Here is a 15,755-nt window from a genome sequence, read left to right on the forward strand (position 1 = left end):
ATCTAAATTATTGTGTTGGTGCGGTTTGTTCTAAACCTTGTTTTTCCCATATTTTAGCTTTAAAACTCATCAGTACTAAGATGATACCTACACCGATACTAAATAAGGCAATTTGTAGGTAAAGGTTCGGGATTTCTTCAACATTGTTAGGATCAAAGTTACCAGCAAGTAATCCTGAAATAACGTTACCTATAGAGTATGTAAGTACGAATACCCCCATCATTTGACCAGTAAAGCGGCGAGGCGATAACTTACTTACAGCGCTCAATGCAACTGGGCTTAAACAAAGCTCACCCACTGTGTGTAAGAAATACGTAGTAACAAGCCAATAAGGTGCTACTTTTAAGCCTTCAGCGGCATAGTGTGCTGCCATAAACATTACTAAAAAGCCTGAAGCCATAATAACGAGGCCCAACGCACATTTTACGCTGTAAGTAGGCGAGACCATTTTTTTAGATAAATTAATCCAAAAAGCGGCAAAGAATGGTGATAGCGCAATAATGAACAATGAATTTAGAGATTGGAACCAGGTCGTTGGAATTTCAAATGTGCCAACCAGACGGTCTGTGTAGTCACGAGCAAACAGATTTAATGAAGAACCGGCTTGTTCAAAGCCAGACCAAAAACAGGCTGAAGCGACACAGACTAAAAATAGCGCCCACATTCTTTGTTTTTCAGCATCGGTTAGTTTGCCTTTGAAGTATATAAGGCCAAAGTAAACGAAAAAGATAACAGTAAATATAACTGCGGTGTATCCTGCAACAATCGATGGGTTAATGACAATAGCACCCGTCATCGCAGCAGCGGTAACACCGGCGGTCGCGATAACAAATGCAGCAATACCACCCCATGCGCGCGAAGTACCTTTAGGACTTAATGGGTTAGCAGGTAAGGCGCTGTGATCTGGTAAGTTTTTAAGTGTACGCTTGTATTGAATTAAACCAATACCCATACCGACAGCCGCGGCACCAAATGCCCAGTGCCAACCTACGTTTTCCATAAAGTAACCACACACGTAGTAACCAATTAAAGAACCTAAGTTAATACCCATGTAGTAAATAGCGAAACCACCATCACGGCGCTCATCTTCGTCAGTATAAAGCTGACCAACCATGGCACTTATATTAGGTTTAAGTAAACCAGTACCTGTTGCAACAAAGATCAAACCAATGAAAAATGAATATTCATGTGGCACGGCTAAGATAATATGGCCACACATGATAATAATACCGCCATACCATACTGCTTTTTGGCCACCAAACAATCTATCTGCTAACCAACCACCAGGTAAACCTAAAAAGTATACTGAACCTGTGTATAAGCCATAAATTGCAGCAGCAGAAGCAACGGTAAATCCTAGGCCTTCTTGTTGTAAACTTGCTGTCATAAATAATACGAGCATCGCTCGCATACCGTAGTAACTCATTCGTTCCCACATTTCTGTGAAAAACAGGGTTGAAAGTCCTTTAGGGTGACCAAACCAGCCACTGTCAGAATTTGAACTCATATTTACTTCCTAATTCATTATTGTTTTGATGACCTTGTGGTTTTTTATTTAGCTAAATTTTTACTCATAAAAAGTATAATAAATGCTCGATCATCAGTGTTTTTATGCAGCTAAGGTAATGGTTTGCTAAACGCAGCTATACGTTTAGGTAAGCGTCACACCCTTATCCTAGTTACAATTGCGCCTAAGTATACATAGACCTTTGTGCGAGGGGAAGCGTTGAGCGCGCTATCATACATCGGTTATGTAATTGTTAAATACCAGTGTGTGAACCCCTATTTGCTGCAGTAAACACCTAAACTTATCAAAAAATATCTTTAACATCATAGGTAACATTGTCATTGCAAAGTTACCTTTTATATTGTTTGAACACGCCTTAAAAAACAAATAAAAGCTTTGTTTTACGGGTAGTTACAGCTACTAAATTTTTAATAATAGTTAACCTTTACTACTTTAATTTAATAATCACCGCTTAGATTAAACATGAGCGAATATTGGCGTATGGACAGTAATGATTCGCTCATTGCAGTATATAATTTATACAAGGCCAGCTTGACTAAATTGAGTTGCAATAACCCCGACTTTTAGTGAACAGCCAAGCTTGAATTCGTTAAGTGCTTGAAAAAGCCCTCTAGTTAGTAAAAAAACATTTTTTCGTCCAAATTTCTTTACAATAAACTATGCTCGTAAACAGAGTTAGCGTATTATTCACGCCAACTAGTTTTTCCTTACCTGAGGGTGTATGCGTTTAGATATTCACTGTGCAGACCGAGTTGGTATTGCTCAAGAGATTCTTAATATTTTAGTTAGCTACAATGTTGACTTAAAAGGGATTGAAGTCGACTCAGTAAATTGTCGTATGTATGTGAGTTTTCCTGAGATTGAATTTGAACAATTTCAAAAAATCATGCCGTCTATTCGCTTAATCGATGGTGTACATGATGTACGCACAACCGCGTTTTTACCGTCTGAACGTGAGCACAACGAACTTAACACCTTATTAAGAGCACTTCCTGATGGCGTTATATCTATTGATGCTAAAGGGTGGGTGCGCCTGTGTAACGACGCAGCCTGCAAAGATTTACAACTCACAGAAAAAGAAGTCACCGGTGCTAATATTAATAATTTGCTCAAAGGCTTTAACTTTACCCGTTGGTTAGAGGGCAAAGAAGTACTGGGGCAAACCACGCGTGTTGAAGTAGCAGGTGAAGATTTTATTGCTGATATTCTGCCTATTGCGGTCCCTCAAGGCAGCGAAGGCGATGTGTTAGCGGGCGCGGTAATTAATATAAAATCGCAAAGCCGTTTAGGTCAGCAAGTGAGTGCTTTTAGGCGTTATGGCCAAGAAAGCTTCGCGACTATTCATAACTTTAGCACGGCGATGCGCCGTGTGGTTCGCGAAGCGCGAAAAATGGCGCAACTTGAAGCTCCCATTCTTATTACGGGTGAAACGGGGACGGGTAAAGAGTTGCTAGCACGAGCTTGTCACTATGCATCTAACCGCTCAGTAAAACCATTTATTGCTTTATCGTGTGCCTCGTTACCAGATGATGTTGCTGAGTCCGAACTATTCGGTTATGCCGGGTATGAAGAAAACGCAGCGCCTAAACGTGGTGTACTCGAACAAGCGGATGGTGGAACGGTATTTTTAGATGAAGTAGGTGAAATGTCGACGCAGCTACAAACTAAATTGCTACGTTTTTTACAAGACGGTACATTTAGAAAAGTTGGCGACGAAAACGAAGTTAAAGTGAACGTGCGTATTATTGCTGCCACGCAAAAAGATTTACCAGCAATGGTTCAAGAGGGCGTATTTAGAGAAGATTTATACTACCGAATTAATGTATTAACACTGGAAATTGCGCCGCTTAGAGATCGTAAAGCGGATGTTGGGCCACTTGCTGAACACTTTATTCAAAAATATGCGCAGCAAAATGGCCATACAGTCCCCGAGTTATCTGAAGAATGTTTAACGTTTTTACAAGATTACCCATGGCCTGGCAATGTACGCCAATTAGAAAACGCGATTTACCGTGCGGTATCGTTGTTAGAAGACAGTGAACTGCGCGTTGAACATTTACAGTTACCTACGTTTACCCATGATTTAGGCTATTTAGAGTCTGATTTTGAGGGCTCGCTTGATCAAGCGGTTAAGCGTTTTGAAGCCACCTTACTGCGTAAGCTTTATCCTGCATATCCTAGCTCTCGTCAGTTAGCTAAACGCTTGGGACTAAGTCATACTGCTGTGGCTAATAAATTGCGTGATTACGGCATTAACCGCAAAACGGTTAAAGTTTAAAAATAGATACCCAAACATCCTCATTTAGTGATTGATTCCTTGGTTTAAAAACAACCAAAGGAGTCAATCGCTATGATACACTGATAAAAACTCAACTGGTAAGACCTCTACTGTGAACTTATATTTTAGACTGCTGCTGTTATTTTTTAAAATTAAACGTAATCGTGACTATCAATCGTTGTTAGATACGGTTGATATAGACTACAAAGCATTACCAAGTGACTGCGATATTAATTTGCATTTAACCAATTCGCGCTATTTAGCGATGATGGACTTGTCGCGTACCTGGATGACTGAACGGGTTGGTTTGCTTAAGCAAATAATGAAACGTCGTTGGTTCCCTATTGTTAATGCGACAGCCATTACCTACATCCGCGATATTAAGCCAATGCAACGTTTTACCATTAGTACGCGTTTGGTTGGCTGGGATCATAAATACTTTTACATTGAACAAAAGTTTCATTCAGAGCGTGGCTTACATGCCATTGCTTATGTGCGCGGCGTGTTTAAAAGTAAGAAAGGGGTGGTCAGTGTTGAGCATATGCTCGAGGTTGCAGGCTTTGACGGGGTTGCACCCATTTTACCGGCTGAAATAATTCACTGGAAAGAAATGCTTGAGCAAAAAAAAGTAAATAACTTACCTCGCTAAACACAGGCAAAAAAAAGGCCTAACGGCCTTTTTAACACACACATAAACGTTATTAAAACGAGTATTTAAGACCAAACATGGCAACAACAGGGTCAAGTGATACGGTTGATGTTAATGCTTTTGCGCCATTAGCATAAACAGTCGCATCAGTATCAATATCCATGATAGATACCATAGCGTGTAGGCCCCATTTTTCATCAATCTTGTAGTTAGCACCTACTTGAGCAACAAAACCAAATGAATCATCTAGTTTTACTTCTACATCGTTAGTTCCTAACGTTGCTTTAAGTGCTGCAGAAGGCTGTTCGTCAAAGAACGTCGTATAGTTAATTCCCACACCTACAAACGGACGAAGTGCATAGCTGCTATCTAAAAAGTGGTATTGTGCAACCAGTGATGGTGGTAAATGTTTAATATCAGCAATTTTATTACCAGCTAAACCACCAGTACCTTCTACATCATGAGAAAACGGCGTTGCTGCAATAAGCTCTAATACCCATTGGTCGTTAAATGCGTAATCTACAGTAATACCTAACTGAGTATCTGAGTCGCCTTTTAAGCCTAGAGTAGGTGCTTCGTTAATTTTTGAACCATCGTTATCTGGATTAACATTAATTGCGCCAACATTAACACTAAAGTTAGCGTGTGCTGCAGGAGAAAGAGCCAGTAAAGAAGTAAGTATTGCAATGCTTAGTTTAGTTTTCATGTTGTTCTCCGTGAACTACTGTGTGACTATTTGTTGATTGAGGCTATTATTGCTCGAGGTTAAAAATAAAAACCTGTTCTAGATCAAAGTTTCAAAAGCGGATGAGTAAAGAGCCTCTATTTATTGATTTAGATTAAACTTTTACTTAATTAGTGCTTAAAAATTATTGACTGATCACTTAAATACAAGCCGCAAACGAAGTATTCATAATATAATCAGCTAGTTTTGTTAAACTAAGGCTATGTTCACGGTTTAATAAAAGTAAGCGACCTCATGACTCCCTCTGGTCAACTATTTCTTCAAGGCTCCATTGCTAAAGCGCTGTTGAAATTAGGTATTCCTATTATCCTCATTAATATATTGCAGTCGGCTTATCAGCTTACGGATGCATTTTGGGTTGGGCGATTAGGAGCAACCCAAGTCGCTGCAGTGTCTATTAGTACCCCGATCACTTTTTTAGTCATTGCTATAGGCTCTGGGCTTGCAATGGCCGGTGCTATATTATCGGCGCAATACATGGGCGCAGGTCAGCAAGATAAAGTGAACCATGTTGCAGCGCAAACGGTGTTAATGGTTGCATTTACCGCCTTAGTGTTAGGGCTTCTAGGTTATGTACTTTCCCCATACTTTTTAAAACTGCTAGGCGTTGAGCAGGCGGTTTACAGTGATGCACTTAAGTTTATGCATGTGTCCTTTATTGGCGTTATTTTTGTGTTTATTTACGCTATGTTCCAATCGCTAATGCGGGGTATAGGGCAAACTAAAGTACCTTTAATCATAGTTAGCACCACCGTGTTACTTAATTTTATTCTCGATCCGCTATTTATTTTTGGTTATGGCCGTTTTGAAGGGCTTGGCGTTATGGGCGCTGCGCTGGCGACTTTAGTTACACAAAGTTTAGCGGCGCTGGCGGGCATTATTATATTTTTACGCGGTCGCCATGGGATTCAATTACAGCTAAAAAGTTTCTATCCCGATTGGCAATATATGAAACGGGCTTTTTTCTTAGGAGCGCCTGGCTCTATTGAATTATCAACACGTGCTTTTGGCTTGATTATCATGTCATTTTTAGTGGCAAGCTTTGGAACCGTTACCATTGCGGCTTATGGCGTGGGCTCTAATATTTTGCAAATGGTGATGATCCCTGCCATGGGTTTATCAATGGCGGTATCAACCTTGGTGGGGCAAAATATGGGCGCCGGCAATATTAAACGGGCTGAGCAAATAACGAAGCTTGCCAGTATGTGGGGATTAATAGGCCTTTCTTTTGTTGGGGGCATTGCTTACTTGTATGCTGATACGCTGGTGGCATTTTTTATTCCCGAAGATAACAGTGTAATAAATAAAGGCGCGCAGTTTGTTCAAGTGATGTGTTTAAGCTGGGGGGGAATTGGTGTTCAGCTTTGTATTGTTGCTGCTTTTCGTGCCTCTGGGAATATGCTTAATGCCATGATTATCGCGTTATTATCACAATGCGTGGTGCAGTTTCCTGCCGCTTATATTCTTTCTAATCACACTTTGCTTGGCGATCAGGGAATATGGTATTCGTTTGCAATTACGAACATAACCATCGCACTGATAGCGTTCGCTTGGTTTATGCGTGGCGCATGGAAAAAAACCAGATTAACCAAAGAAGATAAACACATTGTGCAGGTGACACGAGAAACATTAATAGAAGAGGGCACACGTTAGCCTGTATTTTCATAATGCGGTCATAAAAAGTCGTTGTAATAAATACACTGCTAAAACGAGGTGTGTTTATTATGACAAAAGCTATCAACAAAAAAGTACCCGCGCCGTACTTAACTATTCCACAGTTAAAAACGCTCAGTCACTTACAAACGCTGATCCGTTTTAAGTCAATTACGCCTAATTCCGCAGGTGGTGTTGAGTGGCTGGCACATCAGCTAACTGATTTAGGTTTTAGCATTGAGCAGTTTAGTGCCCATAATGTCACTAATTTAATTGCTAAAATATCTTTTGGAGCAGGTCCTGTGGTGGCATTTTCTGGTCATATTGATGTGGTCCCTGCTGCGCAAGGTGGCTGGTTAGCTGATCCGTTTGATGGAAAAATAATTAATGATGCGATTTATGGGCGTGGTGCCGCTGATATGAAAGGGGGCATTGCAGCCATGCTCAGTGCAACGCAGTCGCTAATACATAGTGCGCAGCAAAAGCAGGGCACCTTGTATTGGTTGATCACCTCTGATGAAGAAGGTGAGGCAGAGCATGGCTCAGTGTTGATTGCGAAACGCCTAGCACAACAAGGTGTTGTACTTGATGGCTGTATTGTTGGTGAGCCTACAAGTCATTTGCAAGTGGGCGACACCATAAAAAATGGCCGACGTGGCGCGCTGTCAGCGCGTTTAACTATTCAAGGAAAAGCAGGACACGTGGCCTATCCTGAAAATACCATCAATGCTGCGCATATCAGCGCTGAAGTAGTGAATAGATTAACCCAAATTGATTGGCTTTTAGATGAGCCAAGCTCAAAAACAAGCTTGCAAGTAACCGGTATTAATATTGATAACGTGCTTGATAATTTAGTGCCTGCTCAATGTAATATTACGTTTAATATTCGCTACAGCCATGGGTATAAAAGTACAGATGTGAAACAGCTGGTACTTACTGCACTGAATGATTTAAACGAATATTTAACGGTGCAATGGGAGCGTCCATGTGAACCTTATTATACAAGCCATAGGGCAGAGCGCTGCTTACTCGCCCAGCTAGAGCAGGCAATATTTAACGTGACCGGAAGCTATCCGGTACTTAGTACCAGCGGCGGGACTTCAGATGGGCGGTTTTTTGCAAGTAAAAACACGCAAGTGATAGAGTGCGGGGTTTTAAATCAGACCATTCATCAAGTTAATGAACATGTACCCATTAGCGACTTGTTACAAATAGAGAAAATATACACCCAACTATTAGTACATATATTTAGCCAATCTAATAATGAGGAGATTAGATAAATATTAAATTGCCTAAGTTTAAGTATTTAAGTTTAAGCGCCCAAGCTTAGGCGCTTAAGTTAATATTTTAACGGCAAAGCTTAGTTTAGTGAGGCGGTGTCTTGCGCTCCCAAATAGCGTTTTGCTTTACTCGGTTTTACTTTCTCAAGGTCGACCAATACCAATCCATCAATACAATTATTAAATTGCGGATCAATACTAAAACTTAAAAACGTTACCCCATTTGGCTCACATAGCTCGGTGTATTGTTTAAATAGTGTGGGTACATGGGTGCCCATATTAGCCAGTATGTGTTTAAGTTCTACAAAGTCTTCTTTGATGTTGTTACCCATAAACAAATTAGTGCATTGAATCTGCTGCTCACGGGTATGACGAAAAGCATTGTTAGGCGTTGCGAGTGACTTTTCAGAGCCATAATAGTGCTGATAATAATGTACCAGTAAGGATTTTGCTTGCTCTGGCAGTGCGTTTGACACACTCACGGCACCAAATAAGTAACGATACTGAGGGTAGCGGTTAATAAAGGCACCAATGCCATACCATAAATAGTCGAGGCTTTTTCTTCCCCAGTATTTGGGTTGTACAAAACTACGGCCTAATTCTATGCCTTGCTTGAAGTATGGCGTCATCTCTTGGGTATAATTAAATAAGCTATCGGTATAAAGCCCACGTTGAGAGTGCTGTTCAATCACATCCTGCGCGCAGGCTAATCTGTAAGCGCCAACTAGTTCGAGTGATTGTGCATCCCATAAGACTAAGTGTTGATAATGCATGTCGTATTTGTCTATATCACGGCGATTGCCACTGCCTTCACCTACTGCACGAAAGGCAATTTCCCGTAAGCGGCCAAGTTCACGAAATAACGGTGAGCTGCCTTGGTATTGGTATAAATAAATAACCATGCCATCACTGGTTTTACCTAAATGTTCACAGCTTTCGATGGCTTTTTTTAATTCTTTTTTACACTCTGGTGAGGCAATAGGGGCATGAGTTTTTAGTGGCAGTGTTTTTTTAGTGGTTAAACGGTACAGCTGTTTTCGTATAAGCTCGACCACTTCCTTGTCTTTTAAATCGGGTATTAAATAAGATTCAGGAGCAATGGAGGCGCCTATTTCAAATTCGAGCGATTTTTGGCGCTGTTTAAACATTTCTTTGACTAGTAATAAACTGGCAAGCGGTTTATATAGCATAGAGGCACCGTAAAAAAGCGGGCTGTTTCTGGCTTTTATATGTATGGGTAAAATTGGGCTATTGGCTTTTTTAGCGATACGTAAAAACCCGCTGTTCCATTTACAGTCTTTGATCCCTGTTGGTCGAAGTCGAGAAACTTCACCCGCAGGGAAAATAAGTAATGCTCCTTCATTTTTTAAATGCTGGTGGATATTACTAAGCTCTTGTTTTTTACTTTGCCCCGACAAATTATCAACGGGTAGTAATAATGAATGCATTGCATCAACGGTCATTAGCATTCGGTTAGCCACGACTTTTAAATCGGCACGCACCGTCGATAACACATTAATTAATGCAAGCGCATCTAAGGATCCAATTGGATGATTAGCAATAATGACAATTTTCCCTTCACTGGGAATATTTTCTATTTGTTTTGCTTTGTATCGAGTGTCAAAATCAAGTTCATCAAGTACTTGCTCGACAAATTCTATTCCTTGAAGATGAGGATAAGTTGTTGCAAAGTTTGTAAACTCTTGTTCATGTAATAAGTAGCTAAGGCTCTTTTTTACCAGTTTTTTTATTTTAAATGAGTTAGTTAACTGTGGTAAGTTAGTCGCAATTACTTTATCTACACTGATCATACGCACCTCTTTTTTATACTAGGCTAAAGCCAATATGTTTAGCTTAGAGTGCGGATATGACAATACGCGGTCAGTTGTGTGACTTTTTAAAACCGTTTACATACTATTGAATTGAACCATATCAGTACTATTATTCAGGGTTACTTTTTAAGGAATCATCATGTCAGTTTTGGTGGCTATAACAGGCCGGGACAACACAAAATTAATAGCAAAAATGCAATCACGATTGCCTAGTATTCGAATTGAAGAACTTGATGATTGCCAAAATTTAGAGAGTGTAGAGTTCGTTTTAGCGTGGAATGCGCCTGCATCACTGTGGCCCACGTTACCAAACCTAAAGGCTGTGTCATCATTTGGCGCTGGCGTTGATAGCATTGATTTAAGTTTATTACCTGCGGATGTAGAGGTCGTGCGTATTGTTGATAAACAGTTAGCCAACGATATGGCTGAATACGTACTTACCCATGTATTAGCACAAAAATTGCGATTAAAAGAATATGCAATAAAGCAACAGCAAAGTATATGGAAACCTAAAAGAGCGCATAAACATAATCAAGTAAGCATTTTAGGGTTTGGCGAACTAGGTCAAGCATGTGCACATAGGCTGGTTAATAACGGTTTTAACGTAAATGCTTGGAGCCGAAGCCCTAAAACATCAAACATTGCGACACTCTATCATGGTGATGACGGCTTAACACAGATGCTTGCGCAAACCGATTATTTAGTATGTTTATTACCGCTTACCAGCAGTACCCAAGGCATTATTAATAAACAGTTACTTGAGCAACTGCCTGAACATGCTGTGGTGATTAATGTGGCCAGAGGTGGGCATATAGTAGAAGCTGATTTACTTGATGCACTTAACAATACACGTATACGCGCAGCAACGCTTGATGTGTTTGCCAGTGAACCACTACCAAGCGAACACCCTTATTGGTTGCATCCAGGTATTACTTTAACACCGCACTGTGCTGCGTTGTCAGATCTGGATAGTGTTATTGAACAAATAGCAGAAAACATTTTGCGTTTAAAAGCGAAACAGCCATTAATAAATTGCATTGATAAGCAGCAAGGTTATTAATTGGCAGTTGTTGGCCTTCAAGGATTAAAATTTGTTTAATTTTTAACAGAAACAGCTTGTTAACATTTGTAATTTTTATTATTGTTAAAAACAGTTCTAACAATAATAAAAAAATAGGATGAATTATGAAACCCAATCAAGGGGGCGCAAAAATTAGCATCGTGGTTGTATCTATCATTATATTAGGAATATCTGCCTGGTTTAATCAAGCCAATGCGGCAGCGCTGCTGATCTGACCCTTATTTTCACAGCAAGATTTAGCTACGCTTGCTGTGTATTTCTCTGTTTTGATGCTTTTTATCATCACTTTTCTTCAATAAAACATACGTCGCACCACTTCCTCCATGCTGCCTAAGTGCAGTATGAAACGCTAAAACGCATGGAATTGTTTGTAACCACTGATTTACGTAACTTTTTAATATCCCTGGCTTGGTTTTATTTTTAATACCTATGCCATGGCGAACGAGTACCATTCTTATATTTCGCTGATGGCAGTCTTGAACAAAGGCTAATAATGATGCGTGTGCATTTTTTAAAAGTTGCCCATGTAAATCAAGCGTCGCATCAAGCTGATATTTCGCTAATCTTAAATTTTTAAAAACCGCGCTTTGTACGCCCTCTTTTTTAAAGCTTAATATGGCAAGTGGATCGAGTAATTCAAGTGGTTCATCCAACGGATTGAACTGTTCAGAGACTAAATCTGATTGTGCTGCTTTATTTTTTTCTTGCTGGGCGATGACCGCTTTATGGTTTTTAGGTGGTAAGGTCACAGTGTCATGCGTTATGGGGGTAACATCTTCCATAGAAGATAAGAATAAATCGAAATCTGACAATGGCATGGGCTTATCTCAAATTAGGCAAGGGTCTGTTGACCTTTGCGGATTAAAATTTGTTCAAGCTAGGGGCGGTTTAATCGCGGCGCGAGGTTTGTAACCTAGTGGGCTAAGTAAAAACCGAGCAACAAAGAGTAAATCGCCCCTAGGTAGAACCCAAAGGGCAGCGCCTGTTTGGCATTGATGCTGCGTTATCACCTATCTATGGGGAATAACCACACCACATAGGCTCTGCCTTGCCTAAATACCAAACAGACTGCTGCAAATTTAACCTTGAAAGGTCAACAGACCCTATTACGAGATAAATTTTAACTTAGTTCAAACTAAGACCCAAGATCTTTAAAGCTGCAGCAAAAAAAAGCCCAGAAAAACTGGGCTATAAAATATTCTAAGGGGAAGTAATTAATGCTGAGATACGCTAAATTGCCCAAACGTATAAACTTTGAACAAGTAAAATGTGTTGATCAACACTAAACTCATATTTGAAATAATACTCGACGACATAAGATCTAAGCTAAATGATAGGAATAACAAACCACACGCACTAATCGCAGCAACGCGAAGCAGTGTCAGTTGGTTGATAAAGAATGCACCTAAACCTAGTGCAAGTAGTAATGTATTTAAAAGCCAATCTAGCTCGTTTAGCATGGTCGTTTCAATAGTTCAGTTGTTGAAAAAAGGAGCGCCATTATGTTGATCTTTTGCACAGCTTTCAACCAAGTAATTTTAAATTTTCAGATTAGTTTTTTTAATGCTAAAGGTGGGTCATTAATACCGAAAATAATCCCTCTTCAGCAATAACATGATATTTTTGGCAGCTTTGTGGTTGCTGAAGATCTACACAGAGGTATAGTGTTCTGCGATGCTTATCTAGTCTAGGGTGCAGCGTTGAATCCAGTAGCTTTGGTTTATTGGCAAATAGCCCTGGCCAATAAATACTTTTGCTAACCATGGCTGATTTTTTATAGGTGAGTAAACTAGGCTTTGGCGCTAAAACAAATATAAGTAATAATATCGTGAAAATAAAAAATGCGGTTAGTTTGGCGCCACGTTTTACACTTACTGCGCGCGGGTTTAATTGTAAGCCAAGGTTTGCAGGCTTGTTACTAAGTATTGGTTTAACATAGGCCGCTTTATTTTTTTTGCGACGACTCTTTTTTGTATTTTTCGACATAAAGCAAATCTGGCCTTTTTGGCTTAGCTCTCTATAATAAAGTAAATATTTGTATTTTAAGCAAATCACCAATTTCGCAGACACGGCTTTTAGCCTATAAGGATTATATATGAATACGCAGCTATCTATTTTAATAGTTGATGATGTTAGCACGGTGCGTAGCTTTCTAAGTCAAACATTGATGCATTTAGGGATAGAGAATGTAAAAGAAGCGTCTACGGCCGCGCAGTGCATAAGTGAATGCCGTGCAGCAAACTTTAACATTATATTTTTAGATATAGAGCTACCTGACGGCGATGGTAAAGAGCTTATTGCGCAGATAAATGAGTTATCACCAGAGACAAACGTGGTGATGGTGTCGGCGCATTCAGGCGTTGAAAATGTGAAGGATGCAATAGATAGAGGGGCAAAAGGATTTGTGGTTAAGCCATTTTCTCCGAAGAAAATTGCGGCGATGCTGAAAAAGTTTTATCCAGAGCTCGATAACGTTTAAAAAGCGTATTTATTTTGGGTAAAAAAAAACCGGCAAAAGCCGGTTTTTTTAATCTTGCAAAAACAAATTATAGCGCTTTAATTTTAGCAGCTAAACGGCTCTTATGACGAGCAGCTTTGTTTTTGTGGATTAGACCCTTAGTTGCGTAACGGTCTAGGATAGGTGTAGCAACAGAAAAAGCTTGCTGTGCAGTTTCTTTATCGCCAGCTTCAATAGCTACGATTACTTTTTTGAAGTAAGTACGCATCATTGAACGACGGCTTGCGTTGTGCTGACGGTTTTTTTCGCTTGTGATAGCGCGTTTTTTTGCAGACTTGATGTTAGCCAAGGTTTGCTCCTAACAATCTTAAATAAAGCTTAAATTAAAGGCCGTGGAATATGCCTGTTTTTATCATGAATGTCAATTTAATTTTAACAATCCAAGAAAAACTGCTCCTTATAACGAACATCAATTTGCCGCTTTAGCAGTTAATGGCGCTATTGTAACAAAGCAAGGGGTTCGAGCCTAGTGCTTTAAAGCGATTTATAAAAAAGACTATGGCATAATTAACTTAATTGCTGATTTTTAATATGGATTTATAGTGTCAAAAGGTTTGTTTCGTTCCGGGATGATTGTAAGTGCAATGACAATGATCTCGCGTATTTTAGGGCTAGTGCGTGATGCTGTTGTTGCTAACTTGTTGGGGGCAGGGGCTGCTGCCGATGTGTTTTTATTTGCAAACCGTATTCCAAATTTTTTACGCCGTTTATTTGCTGAAGGGGCTTTTGCACAGGCGTTTGTACCTGTATTAAGTGAAATCAAAGAACAACAAGGCGATGATAAAGTCAGAATATTTGTTGCGCAGGCGGCAGGTACACTCGGCACAATTTTACTACTCGTTACGCTTTTTGGTGTTGTTGCATCCCCCGTTATCGCCGCTTTATTTGGTACTGGTTGGTTTATTGATTGGTGGCAAGGTGGCCCTGACGCAGAAAAGTTTGAGCTTGCCAGTTCACTATTAAAGCTGACCTTTCCTTATTTATTTTTTGTAAGCTTAGTGGCGCTTAGTGGCGCAGTAATGAATGTGTACAACCGTTTTGCAGTTGCCGCATTTACTCCCGTATTACTTAATGTTTCTATTATTGGTTGTGCCATTTTATTGCATGACCAATTTTCTGTTGGTGCATATGCATTAGCAATAGGCGTATTTTTAGGGGGCGTGGTACAGCTATTATTTCAACTGCCGTTTTTATATAAAGCAAAAATGTTGGCGCGCCCGCGATGGGGTTGGCAAGACGAAAATGTTAAAAAAGTGCGTAAATTAATGCTCCCAGCGTTATTTGGTGTATCAATTAGTCAAATTAACTTATTACTCGATACGGTAATAGCTTCATTATTGATGACAGGCTCTATCGCTTGGCTGTATTACTCAGATAGACTGATTGAATTCCCACTTGGTTTATTTGGTATTGGTATTGCGACGGTTATTTTACCTGCGCTATCAAAATTACACAGCAGTAAAAAAAGTAGCGACTTTCAACATACCCTAGATTGGGGAGTGCGATTTGTGATTTTTTTAGGGCTCCCGGCCATGATAGGGTTGATGATTATTAGCCCGTTGATTATTACCGTGCTGTTTGATCACGGCGCGTTTAAAGAGGCTGGTATTGATCACGTTAAGGCAGTGAGCTTAGGGGTGGTTGCCTACTCGGTGGGATTAGTCAGTTTTATGTTAATTAAAGTGTTGGCGCCTGGGTTTTATTCTCGCCAAGATACGAAAACACCGGTGCGCATTGGTATTGTCACTTTGGTGCTTAACATGGTGTTTAATATTATGCTGGCGCCCTTTATTGGCTATTTAGGCTTAGCCCTGGCAACCTCTATGTCGGCTAGTTGTAATGCCTACTTACTGTACCGACAGCTTAAAAAAGAGAATGTTTATCAGTTTTCCAGCATGAGTGGCTACTTCACTTTGAAATGTTTGCTGGCGAGTGTGACGATGGGCGCACTAGTGTGGTTTACCAGTAGACACTATGATTGGCCTAGCTGGCACTTTAGTGAACAAGTTATGTTGTTGGTTGTGTTATTAATTATTGCGGTTGTTAGTTACTTTTTTATGTTGTTTTTGATGGGTGTTAGACTAAATACGATAAAAAGTGTAGCAATTACTGAATCAAATTAAAAAAAAGATTATAATCGGACACTCTGCGACCCAAGGTCGCATTTTATCGCTCGCTGAAAAAGGCATTA

Annotated in this window: 14 protein-coding genes; 7 read left to right on the forward strand and 7 right to left on the reverse strand. The window is 39.9% G+C overall.

Translation table 11 applies throughout. From position 1 onward, the window contains the following. Nucleotides 1–7: 7 nt before the first annotated feature. A complete protein-coding gene (locus tag ND6B_RS05870) occupies nucleotides 8–1,507 on the reverse strand; it encodes a peptide MFS transporter (protein WP_013464455.1) in 1,500 nt (499 codons plus the stop codon). 742 nt (nucleotides 1,508–2,249) lie between these two features. Here ND6B_RS05870 and tyrR point away from each other — a divergent pair. Both tyrR and ND6B_RS05860 read left to right on the forward strand, forming a co-directional pair. After that, nucleotides 2,250–3,806: a transcriptional regulator TyrR gene (gene tyrR / locus ND6B_RS05865; RefSeq protein ID WP_013464456.1), complete on the forward strand. Its 1,557-nt coding sequence runs from the start codon at nucleotides 2,250–2,252 to the stop codon at nucleotides 3,804–3,806. 112 nt (nucleotides 3,807–3,918) lie between these two features. Beyond that, on the forward strand, nucleotides 3,919–4,455 hold the full coding sequence (locus ND6B_RS05860; protein WP_016899430.1) for a thioesterase family protein: 537 nt from the start codon (nucleotides 3,919–3,921) through the stop codon (nucleotides 4,453–4,455). A gap of 52 nt (nucleotides 4,456–4,507) precedes the next feature. Here the strand turns inward: ND6B_RS05860 and ND6B_RS05855 are convergent, their stop codons facing one another. Next, complete coding sequence (locus ND6B_RS05855; protein WP_013464458.1) at nucleotides 4,508–5,161, reverse strand: OmpW/AlkL family protein; 654 nt, start codon at nucleotides 5,159–5,161, stop codon at nucleotides 4,508–4,510. A 273-nt stretch (nucleotides 5,162–5,434) separates the two neighbouring features. Here ND6B_RS05855 and ND6B_RS05850 point away from each other — a divergent pair, with 273 nt between their 5' ends. Both ND6B_RS05850 and dapE read left to right on the forward strand, forming a co-directional pair. Next, nucleotides 5,435–6,853: an MATE family efflux transporter gene (locus ND6B_RS05850; protein ID WP_028835397.1), complete on the forward strand. Its 1,419-nt coding sequence runs from the start codon at nucleotides 5,435–5,437 to the stop codon at nucleotides 6,851–6,853. Nucleotides 6,854–6,924: 71 nt separating this feature from the next. Further along, nucleotides 6,925–8,133: a succinyl-diaminopimelate desuccinylase gene (gene dapE / locus ND6B_RS05845; protein WP_033103846.1), complete on the forward strand. Its 1,209-nt coding sequence runs from the start codon at nucleotides 6,925–6,927 to the stop codon at nucleotides 8,131–8,133. A gap of 80 nt (nucleotides 8,134–8,213) precedes the next feature. On the opposite strand, the gene ND6B_RS05840 is transcribed toward dapE, so the two are convergent. Next, a complete protein-coding gene (locus ND6B_RS05840; protein ID WP_033103847.1) occupies nucleotides 8,214–9,944 on the reverse strand; it encodes a GNAT family N-acyltransferase in 1,731 nt (576 codons plus the stop codon). 160 nt (nucleotides 9,945–10,104) lie between these two features. Here ND6B_RS05840 and ND6B_RS05835 point away from each other — a divergent pair, with 160 nt between their 5' ends. Further along, nucleotides 10,105–11,025 (forward strand): 2-hydroxyacid dehydrogenase, encoded by a 921-nt coding sequence (locus tag ND6B_RS05835; RefSeq protein ID WP_024602837.1) that lies wholly within the window; start codon nucleotides 10,105–10,107, stop codon nucleotides 11,023–11,025. 257 nt (nucleotides 11,026–11,282) lie between these two features. Here the strand turns inward: ND6B_RS05835 and smrA are convergent, their stop codons facing one another. The 3 genes from smrA to ND6B_RS05815 all read right to left on the reverse strand — a co-directional run bounded on the left by smrA (nucleotide 11,283) and on the right by ND6B_RS05815 (nucleotide 13,032). Next, nucleotides 11,283–11,864, reverse strand: coding sequence for a DNA endonuclease SmrA (gene smrA / locus ND6B_RS05825; RefSeq protein ID WP_033103848.1), 582 nt, complete (start codon nucleotides 11,862–11,864; stop codon nucleotides 11,283–11,285). A 396-nt stretch (nucleotides 11,865–12,260) separates the two neighbouring features. Further along, on the reverse strand, nucleotides 12,261–12,506 hold the full coding sequence (locus ND6B_RS05820; protein ID WP_013464466.1) for a hypothetical protein: 246 nt from the start codon (nucleotides 12,504–12,506) through the stop codon (nucleotides 12,261–12,263). A gap of 106 nt (nucleotides 12,507–12,612) precedes the next feature. Further along, nucleotides 12,613–13,032: a hypothetical protein gene (locus tag ND6B_RS05815; protein WP_033103914.1), complete on the reverse strand. Its 420-nt coding sequence runs from the start codon at nucleotides 13,030–13,032 to the stop codon at nucleotides 12,613–12,615. Nucleotides 13,033–13,141: 109 nt separating this feature from the next. Here ND6B_RS05815 and ND6B_RS05810 point away from each other — a divergent pair, with 109 nt between their 5' ends. Continuing rightward, nucleotides 13,142–13,525 (forward strand): response regulator, encoded by a 384-nt coding sequence (locus tag ND6B_RS05810; RefSeq protein ID WP_008114419.1) that lies wholly within the window; start codon nucleotides 13,142–13,144, stop codon nucleotides 13,523–13,525. A 67-nt stretch (nucleotides 13,526–13,592) separates the two neighbouring features. Here the strand turns inward: ND6B_RS05810 and rpsT are convergent, their stop codons facing one another. Next, nucleotides 13,593–13,853 (reverse strand): 30S ribosomal protein S20, encoded by a 261-nt coding sequence (gene rpsT / locus ND6B_RS05805; protein ID WP_033103849.1) that lies wholly within the window; start codon nucleotides 13,851–13,853, stop codon nucleotides 13,593–13,595. Nucleotides 13,854–14,148: 295 nt separating this feature from the next. On the opposite strand from rpsT, the gene murJ reads away from it, so the two are divergent. Then, nucleotides 14,149–15,687, forward strand: a complete 1,539-nt coding sequence (gene murJ, locus ND6B_RS05800) for a murein biosynthesis integral membrane protein MurJ (RefSeq protein ID WP_033103915.1) — start codon at nucleotides 14,149–14,151, stop codon at nucleotides 15,685–15,687. Nucleotides 15,688–15,755: the final 68 nt, after the last annotated feature.

Origin of the sequence: Pseudoalteromonas sp. ND6B (genome assembly GCF_000764215.1) — a bacterium.
GTDB lineage: Bacteria > Pseudomonadota > Gammaproteobacteria > Enterobacterales > Alteromonadaceae > Pseudoalteromonas > Pseudoalteromonas tetraodonis.

Excerpts from the sequence above, each read along its gene's own strand:
- ND6B_RS05870 (WP_013464455.1), bottom strand. The coding sequence starts at position 1,507 with ATGAGTTCAAATTCTGACAGTGGCTGGTTTGGTCACCCTAAAGGACTT.
- tyrR (WP_013464456.1), top strand. The coding sequence starts at position 2,250 with ATGCGTTTAGATATTCACTGTGCAGACCGAGTTGGTATTGCTCAAGAG.
- ND6B_RS05855 (WP_013464458.1), bottom strand. The coding sequence starts at position 5,161 with ATGAAAACTAAACTAAGCATTGCAATACTTACTTCTTTACTGGCTCTT.
- ND6B_RS05850 (WP_028835397.1), top strand. The coding sequence starts at position 5,435 with ATGACTCCCTCTGGTCAACTATTTCTTCAAGGCTCCATTGCTAAAGCG.
- dapE (WP_033103846.1), top strand. The coding sequence starts at position 6,925 with ATGACAAAAGCTATCAACAAAAAAGTACCCGCGCCGTACTTAACTATT.
- ND6B_RS05840 (WP_033103847.1), bottom strand. The coding sequence starts at position 9,944 with ATGATCAGTGTAGATAAAGTAATTGCGACTAACTTACCACAGTTAACT.
- ND6B_RS05835 (WP_024602837.1), top strand. The coding sequence starts at position 10,105 with ATGTCAGTTTTGGTGGCTATAACAGGCCGGGACAACACAAAATTAATA.
- smrA (WP_033103848.1), bottom strand. The coding sequence starts at position 11,864 with ATGCCATTGTCAGATTTCGATTTATTCTTATCTTCTATGGAAGATGTT.
- ND6B_RS05820 (WP_013464466.1), bottom strand. The coding sequence starts at position 12,506 with ATGCTAAACGAGCTAGATTGGCTTTTAAATACATTACTACTTGCACTA.
- ND6B_RS05815 (WP_033103914.1), bottom strand. The coding sequence starts at position 13,032 with ATGTCGAAAAATACAAAAAAGAGTCGTCGCAAAAAAAATAAAGCGGCC.
- ND6B_RS05810 (WP_008114419.1), top strand. The coding sequence starts at position 13,142 with ATGAATACGCAGCTATCTATTTTAATAGTTGATGATGTTAGCACGGTG.
- murJ (WP_033103915.1), top strand. The coding sequence starts at position 14,149 with ATGACAATGATCTCGCGTATTTTAGGGCTAGTGCGTGATGCTGTTGTT.